Raw genomic sequence first — 11,076 nt, forward strand, 5'->3', positions numbered from 1 at the left:
CGAGCATCCGGTTCATGGCGACAGTCTGTTGACAGATCATACAGCTCATTTATTTTTCAATGTGCGATTAGTTTTTATAGTGTACTTTTTTGTGCACTTTATTTTACTGTCATTATATTCCTGTGTAAAACCAAAGTCAATACACCAGTGCACTTTTTTGTGCACTTTTCTGTTTACAAATGAAATTTTTAGTAGTAAAATAAAATTAAACTTGAAAACACTATAAAAAGGATTGGGAAATCATGAACTTTAATCTTAAATTAAAAAAAATACGCCAGTTCCGGGGAATGACCCAGAAAGAACTGGCGCTTAGATTAGGAATAGGAGAAAAAGACGGGCATCGCATTGTTCAATATGAAAATGGAAGTCGTGTCCCGAAAAAAGATTTGGTAGATCAGATTGCAAAAATTCTGGATGTAAACCCGTGGACATTATATGACACTGCCGGACGGGATGCTTCTGAGATGCTGGAATTGCTTTTCTGGCTGGATGAATTTAATCCGTCCTCTATCAATATGTTTCTTCCTGAGACCTACCCTGACGAAAAATGCAACGATAACGGTGATACCACCGTCCGTTATCATGATAATGATGAATGGCCGGCTCATCCTCCGGTCTGCCTGTGGTTTAACTATGGAATTTTAAACGATTTTCTAAAAGAATGGCTCATAAGAAAAAATGAACTAAAAAACGGTGAGATTACCAGAAACGAATATTTTGAGTGGAAAATCAACTGGCCTATGACCTGTGATGACTGCGGAAAACATGAACCGAAGAAAAAATGGCGGAAACCGCCCGTTTCCGCCTAAACATATTACATACCAGTCTCACAGTCTCATTTTATCCATGAGATTGTGAGACTAATTACAATCAGCACTTATGTATCTGAATTTTTATCCATAAAAGAGGTTCTTTTGCCAGTTTTTCTCGATTCTTTTCTAAAACCTTTGTTCCAGAAACTTTTTCCGCATATTCCAGTTTTGATACTGTTGTTATCACCGTTGCTTCGCATTCAATAATCTTTTCATCTATAAGTGGCGATAATTTTGCACTAATCTCTGCGGGAATATGTCCTAATGATCCAATTTCACTTCTAACCTCTATCGCATTTGCATCATAAATATTCTCCGGTTCTCTCACCAGAAAAACTTTTTCCCCATCTGTCAATTTGGCTATATTAACGGGTCTATCTTCATATTTTGTTCCGACAACCATTTGTTGCTCTAACATGCTTTGCAGCCTATACCAATCAATTCGTAATAAGTCTTCGCTGTTAAACAAATTTTCCTGCCATTCCTGCTCTGTTGAACACCAGCTTTCTTCTAATTCCGCTTGTGCCCTTTCCTGTTCTTCTTCCGATTCCCAGTCCTGCAAATCCAACTCTTTCAGACACCATTTTTCACAATTGACTTCTGTGGAATTACTTTCAGAAGTGATCTTCATATGTTCTTCGCCTTCACAGATCAGCCAATTATGGTTCACAATTCCTTTTATTGAAAGTTCCGGGAATTTTTCTTTTACTTTTTTCAAAAAGCCAGGAATCAACTGATACCCTAAGCTATTTACCTGACCCAGTGAATGGATAACATTCCACTCTTCGTCATAATCCCCCAGCCAACTATACTCATCGATTCTATTAACCTCATAGCTTTCTGAATTACAATGAACTCGCCATGCTTCTTTCATAAAGAATGTCAATTCATTCAGTTTTTCTTTCGAACCATAAAAAAATATCGTACAATCTCCTGTATCTGTTGCCATTTCCTCACCTTTAGCACATATATGTTTTCACAAAATAAGTCTCACAGTCTCATCAAATTAATGAGATCATGAGACTTATTTTTATCATACACCTTTAAAAATCGTATATATACAGTTTTTTTGCATGCAAAATTCAAAAGTTTGGTGTGTAGTCTCATGTAAATCTCACCAGTCTCATTTTAATATGAGACTTATAATTTCCATTCACCCGCTTTTTTATCATAAGAAACTCCACATTTTTTTCGGATTTTTGCATAATCTCTAAATACAGTTGCCCTCGAAATGTCTAAAACAGCCATAACTTCTTCAACGGTCAATTTATTATTTGCTTTTATCATTTTTAAAATCGTAGTCTCACGTTCTGTTAATTCATTTTCTTCAGCATATTCATGGACTGCTGTTTCTGTAATCGGAATGTTAATTCTAAATACGTCATTCTCAATTAATTCCGGTTTTCCTCCCGGAGTATAAATAGGTGTGTATTTGTATAAATTCCTAACCCCGGAACCTATTGTATCAGCCAACCCTACAGCAACAAAGAATCTTGCCAAAATCGGATTTTTAGGATATGGTGTAAATTCCGTTTCCAAGATATTCCCCTGACGCCGTGGTCTACACCAGTTTTCCGTCCGAATCCAGTCTTTTTCAATAATGACCTTTGCCGGAAACGCACTGGAAAAATCTCTATGAACCAAAATATTACTTACAACCTCTCTTGAAATCAAATCTCTGACACTAGTTCTCACATTATCAACCAGATAGAATTTATCTGATGTGTGCTTTGCTATAAACTCCATTAAAATTTCATAACTCTCAATCAGATTCGTTTTTACAATTAAACGATCGTCATACCGATCCATGTTCTCTTTTCTGCATAGCGCATCTGTAACATAGCCCGGTACACAAGATTGGATTACCTCATCTTTTCCAAACAGTAATATGGCTGCAAGATTCTATCCCTGCTCTCCTGTAACAAAATCTGTTTCATACAGTCCTGCACTAACCATAAGTTCCTTATCTGACATTTTCAGCCATTCATGACGAGGATTGTTATTTGAAATTAATCTCCGAACTTTCTGCATTAAATCCGTTCTCAAATGTTCTTCCCGAACATAAGGAAACAGCTTACTTTCCGTATAGGTATTGCTCTTTCTGGCATAAAGATTTTCCATTTGTATTGGAGAATCTGTAATGTCCATATCTCCTTCTTCATTTCTGTCATACACACGTCCGGAACATTTTTCTACCGTTGATGTTGGCGGAACATAGGTATATAACAACAACATTCCCTCATATTCAAATTCTTCTATAGATAAATACAGAGTAGGTGACATTTTATTAGGATTATTCAATTGATTTACAAAATTCTTTTTTAAATCCTTAACAGCATTTCGATTCACACCTATCGGGATTCCTCCATCTTTTACGCCCATAATAATATAGCCACCATACCGATTGGAAAATGCCGACACTGTTTCATATACGGAATCATGTATCTGATTTACACATTCTTTGTATTCTATGGTTATCTTTTCATCTTTTGAAAGCATTTCTCGCATTTTTTCATGTGTCATTGCATCACCCCTTTTTACTATTAACTACTTACACGCATCTTATAACAAAAATAAAGTTTATATGGAAATACCTATGTTTTTATTTTTCGATTACTATATCTTCTTGCTTTCCAAATGTGTCCATATACATTTTAATCACATCTTCATCTGGCATTCCCTTCAAAACTCGTTCATAAAAATCTGCAAAACCTGCTGCTTCATAATACTTCTCCAAATAATCTTTCATTTCTTCCACAAACATATTATGTCACCTATAATACCTTTGTAAGTCAAATCCTAATTTTGTAGCAATACAAATAAGTTCTTCCCCATCAGCTTTCTCAATTACTGATATTTCAAACATTGCTACTGGAAATCCCTGAAACATTGCCGTTCCATAATAATCTTTCAAATCGCTTCTCAACCTTTTATAATCAATTTCCATAATACTAATCCCATACTTTTATAATCTTTCGAATTCTATATAATTTCATCTAAATCAAGAATTTTTGCTTGTGTTTTCATAGCAATACGTCCTTTTGCAGCGAAATGACTTTTCCTACTGATAGCATCTGCTATATCTTTAATTTTCTGTTCATCCCCATTAATAAAAAGATTCAAGTATTGAGTGGCTCTTGAACAAGCAACATAAAACATCCGCTTTCTTTCTTCATCTGTAAAACTTTTTTCATCAATGTCCACAATAATTACAACACGACTTTCAAGTCCCTTAAATTTACTTGCAGTAGTAAACAAGATTGAAGAATTTGTTTTTTCACGGGTGATCGGGATGCCAGCTATTTTATTAATCTTCCCAAGAATAGAATCTTCCTCTGATTTCAATGACAGAATAACAATATCTGAATATTCATAGCCGTAATGTTCGCCAGTCAACATTCTAATAAGTTTTGCAAGTCGTGTTATGGGCTCCCCTTTTACAAAACTAATGGATGTCTGATCACCATTAATCATCATTATTTTTTTATTCAATGAAATATCAATAACATTGTAGGAAGTAAGCGCAATTTCATATGTATTACGACAATTCTTAGTTAAAAGCAACTTACATTCAGCGTTTTCAATCCACGCAGGAACTTTTTGTGTTGTCAGAAGCTGATTTTTGTCATAAAAAACAAAGAAATGACCATCAACTAGATCGATGTATTCCTTAAAATAGACAACTTCTTCTTCCATAAAATCCTGCCCCTCATCAATTATCACATCATCAAACTCCAAAAAATCCCAATCAATCTTTAGAAGTTCTGCTGTTCTTTTTTCTTTTGACGAGGTATCTGCGCCCGGACGATATTTTGCAATAAATGTATGAATGTTGCAGTATGACACATTATCATAAGGATACATGTGTTGCAAATAGGTAAATAATAATCTATTAAAACAGAGAAACAATACTTTTCTCCCGTCGGCTCCAAAGCGTCGTGCAGCCTCCTTAGCAATCAAAGTTTTTCCTGTCCCAGCTACCCCCTGGATTGTTGCACTTTTTTGTTCTGAAATATAATCCAAAAGACCAGTTTGTTCATTGGTCAATTTCAAAAATGCATGATCCAGTTCACCCTTACGAGCTCCAGGAGCAGATATTAATTCAAAGTCACTGGCAATTGATTCCAGAATCATATTATATTCCTCATCGCTTATATTAACTTTTCCACGAGAAGCATAAAATTCAAAAATATCATATATTGCCTGTCCCTTCTTTTCAAAGTCTTCATCCCCAAGAACCGCACCAGAAATTTCCCTATATTTTAATGGGAAGTTAGGCAGTTTGCTCTTGATCTCACATGTTGAAAACCATACTGCAGCCTCAATAGGAAAGCGATCACTCAAATTCGGTGCTATTGTGTCAAGCATTTTTCGATAATGATATATTCCATCAATAGCTTGGGAAAGAGGATCGTTCTTTTTATCAGGGTTCAAAATACTAACTTCATTTGTCGAAGTGTTTATCTGATGAAAAACTCCACCATGAACTCTAATATCTCCACCTTTTACTTCAAGAACTAATGCCCCTAAAGTTTTATTTAAAATTAGAAAATCATTTTCTTTCCATGTTGATTTCCATTTATTACCACGTTTTACCCATTGAACAGAATGGAAAATAGTAAAATTGTTATTGAGTTGTTCAAGGAGTTCATATACTCTTATTTCAGAATACGGTACATCCGAGAGATCCTCTTTAATAGGATATATCTGTGCCATATCAACGCAAATCTCCCTTTATCTTATTATAGTCTATTTCATAAATTTTGTATGCATGCCAGCCCTTACTTTCAAAATACTCTATGGTTCTGTCAGCAGTATCCTGTTGACAAACCAAAGTGTCTTTGGACGGCCATGACATAAGGATATCATTCCCCTCATCAGATTTTTTTATGGTAGTTTCTAAATATTCGGGTATAGGTATATCATTCTCAGCCATCCGCTCAATGATGACTTGCTCACTATCATCAAAGAATGATGCAAGTTCACTCCAGTTATGGAACATATTTGTAGGATAAGAATGTTCTTTGTCAACAGAACGGCTTAGCTTTACCGTTTTTACAGTCTTTGTTTCTGCACCGCAAAGGACGTCATATCCAAGAAAATACTCTTCAATATATGTCCACCGTTCTTCGTCAGTTTTTAGTTCATTGAAAAACTTTAGTAGAATAGCGACATCTCTCTCATGTTTCTGTTTAGCTTTAGATACGTAATTATTCGAATAAAATGTATTACCCAGAACAATGTTTCTCACTTTATTTGGATCATTCAAACGAATAAAAATTTCTGGTTCCTCTCCGCCGGCAATTTCATAGGTGATGTAATCAAAAATTGATAGAAGTTTTAACGTCGTACTCGAAGTATCATCCGACTCAAGGTTCATAAAGCCAGAATATGATGCACTTTCATTTGTCCTAGATAAGTTATTCATAATTTTAGACTTAATAATCGGCTTACGCATCATTTCTTTGAAATTACCATGAGTGAGCGAATAATAAGTTTTTCCAGAAGAATCATTCGTTCTGCGTTTTATACATTTTCCATTCGGGTCAACTAATTCGAAAAGAGAGTTTGCAATAATTCTTGCTTTTGCCATACCATACTTTTCTCGAATAAGTTTTGAAAAATCTTCTGTCGTAAAATAAGTATTTCTAAAGTTTCCATACAGCAAATCAGATATGTACTCAAAATCGGTCAAAATTAATTCCCGAAGATCAGACATCAAATACTCCCCTCGTGCTTCAACACTTACTCTTTGTCGTGGATGAATATAAGACCGAATGGACGGCATAATTTCAACCTTATCCTTGGAAGTCAAATTGGAATTGAAATACCAATACTTGAACTGTGGAAAGGATATGTTTTGATGAAACTCTTCCCATATCTGTTTCAAATCAATAGTATATATATCTCCACCATCGCTAAGAGTTGATCCGTCTGCTTGAATTTCTTTGTAACGTCCTTTTTCTATATATTTCATGCACTTACCATATTTTGAAGCAAGCACTTCAGTTTCGTGATCTTTTGAAATACAAACAAATGCTTTTGTAAATACGCTCTGAGGGCGAGAAATAAGCACCTTGAAAGGAAACTTATTCTGGAAATCTTTTTCAATCATAAGGAGACAAGTTTTTAATTTGTTAATGCAATCCCCTTCATTTTTCCCGTTAAATATATAAGTAAACGATTGTGGGGAAATCAGAAAACTTCTTGCTCCCTTTTTGCTTTTATAGGTATCATAAATACCTTCGAGAACTTTCTTTATTTGATATTGGCGGATTTGAGACATTCCAAATAACACCCGCATAAAAGTCATATCATTATAGAAAAAGTCAGTCATTGCCGTTCCTTCCATTGAAGACTTTCGTGCAGCGCGTCCTATCTCTTGAACATAATCAGAAAGATTTCCACTTACAGCATAGTGATATACATTTTGAACGTCATTAACATCAACACCCATACCAAATGCTTTTGTTGCCAGCATAATCGGTGTAGTACCTTTACGAAATCCTTCGAATATCATGTGTTTATACTCATTGAATGCCTCGGTACTCATCTCATTGATATTACGACCCGTATATGTGCCGATTCGTTTGTCAAGAGTAATTCCTGCAAAACCTCTAACTCCTTTGGCAGCATCTCCAGCCAATGAAGCATATGGAAAATATACAATAGTTTTTTCGTTGTGAGCAAGCCACTTTTTTATTCTTTCGTCAAGTGCTTTGGTTTTAGCCTCTTCATATTCAGATTTGGAAAGCTTACGCCCTTCTCCATGATGAACAATATCAAATTTTATATCTTCACGTCGTACATAACCTATGTATTTTACTGGATTTTCCATATACAGACTAATAATAGTATCACTAACAGAATCATCTATTCCACCGTTTACTGCCGTCGCTGTAAAAGCACAAATTGGAAAATGATAGATCTTTCGTTTCATACCTTTTAATGTCTGAACCTGATTTCTTAGACGATTAATATAACTACCTAGATACCAATAATCTGGTCTAAACCCAACTCCCCAAGTAGTTACAATATGTGCTTCGTCAACAATAAGAAGTCCAATATCTCTGCCTCCAATAATGGTTTCAATAGAATACGACAACAACGTTTCGGGACTTAAATACAAAAGATCCACTTCACCGTCTTTTATTCTTTGAAGTACAGCTTCTTTTTCAACTTGAGAAATCAGATCTGAGTTAAATACCTCAACTCTCGTATAACCACTCTGATTCAATTTTTCTTTTTGGTCCTGCATTAGAGCCTTAACTGGTTCTATTATTATAGTTAGTTTATTGTATTTCTTTGCAAGATAAACCGCTGGGATTTGGAACATGACGGACTTACCCGCTCCTGTTGATGCAGTAATAAAAATATCTCGAGAGGCATTGCCATTTTCTCCATCATATGAACGTTCTGCCTGCTTAATAATTTCCTCAATTATATGAGCTTGGGAAAGTTCGATGACTTCTTTATTAATATCCGGATTTTTGTAAAATGGAATCTTTCTAAACTCAGTGAATCCATCAATATGAATATCATTCTGTGCAATGGAAACAAGTTCCTGTTCTAAGACAATCTCTTCCGACAATTTTTCATAATGTTTAACAAGCGAAATCCCATTCACTTTACAGAACGCTTGAAGAGACTTTTGAATTCTCTTAGCACTTTCGCCATCAGTAGAGCTTACTCCAATAACATTCGGCTTTATCGCTATAATCCGCTCCAAATCCCTCAAGTATGTGTCAATATCTTCATTAATAAAAACATCATAATCACTGCGTATCTGGCCTTCTTCAATTGTTATATTAAAAGGATAAAAATCTTCTACAGGTGCCTCTTCTAAATGCTCATACTCATATTCATAAAAACTGCCATAATATATACCATTAATTTCAGAAATTGTGCTATATACAGCAAGATACCGCTTACATTCTTCGCTTTCATTATTATCAGCACGAGTATCTCCATTAATTGTATCAATAATTTCTGTTGCTAACTCTGGTGACATTGAAAAATCAATAGGGAAATAATCTGGATACAGATTATTTCTAAAAATTTTTAAAATTAAACCATCTTCCTCAACAGCATCATCTATCCTCTTGTTTATCAGAGCATACTCTTCATAGGTGATCCATACAGAATCATCTTCATCAAGTAAAATAAGTGCTTGAGCAAGTTTTTTTCTAGTAGATTTATCAAATTCAAGAACATTTTTCTTTTGACTAATCTCACCATCTACCAAAGGTTGTTCCTGCAAAGTTTCAAGAAACTCCTGATTAAACCCCTTATAAACTGTCAGTTTCATTTGGTCACCTCTTTTGATTTTATCACAATGTATCTTTCTATTTTCCTTTTTGACTATCTGCCCTTTTTAATAATTCATATTTTAATTCAGTCAAAAAAGCTTTATCATTTTAATTAAGCATCCTACTGTATGCATCGCATAAAACATGTATCACTTTAATCTACATTTTACAACACAAATCGCTTCTTCTCAACTTTTCTACTCTTTACAGTAATATATTTTATTAATTTTTAACTGGCGTTTGGGCAGGTAAAAACACTAATCATAATCTTCCTATTTTCATAATCCATTTTCACCCAGTAATCCCTTATTGTCTGCCCCACATGCCAATCCTGCAGTGAATAGATTTCTAATGTTTTAAAATCCACCAGACACAGCGGTATCGGTCCTTTCTTTTCCCGATTCCACTTGCTGATCTCCATAGATTCCAGCACTTTATCCAGACATTCCTGACAGAGATTTTCACGCAGAAACTCCATATCCACAGAATACTTCTCTGGCAGTGTAACCTCAATAGAAGCCATCCCTCTAGACGGCGTTTCTTCTGCATGATAAATGATTTCTCCTGTATTCCCAGTAGTAATGCAAGTATAACCGTTATCCAGTCCATATTGCCGATCTTCTTCATATTCTTCAGTTTTAAAATCCAACACATACCAGTCATTTAAAGAAATTAATCCTATGGTATCAAACTGCCGATAATAGTTCATCAGGCTCCAGTCATTACTTCCACATAAACAGCAGGCAGCTTTTTCTTTTAGAGTGGATTCTGCACCCACATAGGAAATCTCAGCCCTTCCTCCGCTATGCAACCATTTCTCGTATATTTCCTCCCCAAAATACACGGCACCGATCAAAAGAACAAATACAACAATCATGCTCCAGAACATCCATACCGGGATTCTGTAATACTTGGATTTCCTTTTCTCTGTTTCCTGCATTTCCTCACATCCTTTGTGGAAAAATATTTTGTACTTAAAATGAGTCCATTTAGAACATTATACCATCATTTGAACTTAAAATGTACTCATATAATGAACTTGATCTGTACTTAAATTAAGATAAAGGGGATACACATGGAAAAGGATAAACATTTAGGTCTGAGAATTGATTCGGAGACACACGCAAAATTGAAAAGTCTTGCTGAGTTTGATGGTCGTTCCATAAACAGCGAAGTGCTTTATCTGATACGTCAGGCGATTGCACAGCACGAAAAGGACCATGGAACATTAAAATAGGCAAAAAAAATATACCGCTTGAAAAGATTTTTTACACCTTTTCAAGCGGTTGTTTTTATCCTTCTGCCTTTTTATACAGATACCATCGGAGACCCATATAGATTCCATGCACTCCCAGCAGGAGCAGTACAAGATTGACTGGGACAGCTTTTCTGATCCAGTCTCCAAAAAATACCAGTACCGCACCGCTGGCAATCCATATCACTGCACTGATCCAATCCCCGAAACATTCTGCATAGGCTTTCACTCCTTCGTAGAAAATCCAGACCAATACAGCAGTGATTCCACTGGTAAGTAGGATTGCGGTTCCCCATTCCAGAATTCCATACAGGATTTTAGAAACGATAGGATGGGAGATATAGATACTAATCCCTGCCACCGATCTTCCAACTCCTAAAATTCCACCTACCAGCCATGATAGACCTCTCCACATAATCTGAAAGAACCTGCCTGCATCCTGTGCAAATGCCTGTGATCGGACAGCAGAAAACAGAGTGATCATAACAGAATAAAGAAGCAATCCTAAAAGACTGCCCTCTATCTCCTGCATCATTCTCCGGTGTCGTCCCGCAAAATAAAGTTCCCGTCTCCTGCACAAAGACAGCGAATTATAATAGCAGTCTCATAAATATATCTTTTACAGTGTGCCAGAAAAAGCGGCGCGCTTTTTTCTTGTGTGTTTCAGGATATTTCGTTATAGTTGTTTTGACAACTATAA

At 35.6% G+C, this 11,076-nt stretch carries 11 protein-coding genes; 2 read left to right on the plus strand and 9 right to left on the minus strand.

Annotated elements, in window-relative coordinates; all coding sequences use genetic code 11:
* Window positions 1-242: 242 nt before the first annotated feature.
* Window positions 243-809: a helix-turn-helix domain-containing protein gene (locus H6A32_RS13780; RefSeq protein ID WP_204864613.1), complete on the plus strand. Its 567-nt coding sequence runs from the start codon at window positions 243-245 to the stop codon at window positions 807-809.
* A gap of 61 nt (window positions 810-870) precedes the next feature.
* Here H6A32_RS13780 and H6A32_RS13785 read toward each other — a convergent pair whose 3' ends face one another.
* The 8 genes from H6A32_RS13785 to H6A32_RS13815 all read right to left on the minus strand — a co-directional run bounded on the left by H6A32_RS13785 (window position 871) and on the right by H6A32_RS13815 (window position 10,061).
* On the minus strand, window positions 871-1,761 hold the full coding sequence (locus tag H6A32_RS13785; RefSeq protein ID WP_204864614.1) for an HIRAN domain-containing protein: 891 nt from the start codon (window positions 1,759-1,761) through the stop codon (window positions 871-873).
* A gap of 191 nt (window positions 1,762-1,952) precedes the next feature.
* Window positions 1,953-2,621, minus strand: coding sequence for a helix-turn-helix transcriptional regulator (locus tag H6A32_RS16515; protein WP_243424942.1), 669 nt, complete (start codon window positions 2,619-2,621; stop codon window positions 1,953-1,955).
* Window positions 2,622-2,714: 93 nt separating this feature from the next.
* Window positions 2,715-3,335 carry an AlbA family DNA-binding domain-containing protein gene (locus H6A32_RS16520; protein WP_243424943.1) on the minus strand — a complete coding sequence of 207 codons (621 nt, stop codon included), beginning with the start codon at window positions 3,333-3,335 and terminating at the stop codon, window positions 2,715-2,717.
* Window positions 3,336-3,414: 79 nt separating this feature from the next.
* Window positions 3,415-3,576, minus strand: coding sequence for a hypothetical protein (locus tag H6A32_RS13795; protein ID WP_171027987.1), 162 nt, complete (start codon window positions 3,574-3,576; stop codon window positions 3,415-3,417).
* 6 nt (window positions 3,577-3,582) lie between these two features.
* Window positions 3,583-3,759 (minus strand): hypothetical protein, encoded by a 177-nt coding sequence (locus H6A32_RS13800; protein WP_171027986.1) that lies wholly within the window; start codon window positions 3,757-3,759, stop codon window positions 3,583-3,585.
* A gap of 35 nt (window positions 3,760-3,794) precedes the next feature.
* Entirely contained in the window at window positions 3,795-5,528 is a 1,734-nt protein-coding gene (locus H6A32_RS13805; protein ID WP_138373856.1) for an ATP-binding domain-containing protein, read from the minus strand.
* Window position 5,529: 1 nt separating this feature from the next.
* Window positions 5,530-9,120 (minus strand): DEAD/DEAH box helicase, encoded by a 3,591-nt coding sequence (locus H6A32_RS13810; protein ID WP_204864615.1) that lies wholly within the window; start codon window positions 9,118-9,120, stop codon window positions 5,530-5,532.
* A gap of 230 nt (window positions 9,121-9,350) precedes the next feature.
* Window positions 9,351-10,061 carry a hypothetical protein gene (locus H6A32_RS13815; RefSeq protein WP_204864616.1) on the minus strand — a complete coding sequence of 237 codons (711 nt, stop codon included), beginning with the start codon at window positions 10,059-10,061 and terminating at the stop codon, window positions 9,351-9,353.
* A gap of 135 nt (window positions 10,062-10,196) precedes the next feature.
* Here H6A32_RS13815 and H6A32_RS13820 point away from each other — a divergent pair, with 135 nt between their 5' ends.
* A complete protein-coding gene (locus tag H6A32_RS13820) occupies window positions 10,197-10,358 on the plus strand; it encodes an Arc family DNA-binding protein (protein WP_204864617.1) in 162 nt (53 codons plus the stop codon).
* 55 nt (window positions 10,359-10,413) lie between these two features.
* On the opposite strand, the gene H6A32_RS13825 is transcribed toward H6A32_RS13820, so the two are convergent.
* Window positions 10,414-10,956 (minus strand): DUF6040 family protein, encoded by a 543-nt coding sequence (locus H6A32_RS13825; protein WP_275950827.1) that lies wholly within the window; start codon window positions 10,954-10,956, stop codon window positions 10,414-10,416.
* Window positions 10,957-11,076: the final 120 nt, after the last annotated feature.

Origin of the sequence: Drancourtella massiliensis (assembly GCF_016900655.1) — a bacterium.
Lineage (GTDB): Bacteria > Bacillota > Clostridia > Lachnospirales > Lachnospiraceae > Sellimonas > Sellimonas catena.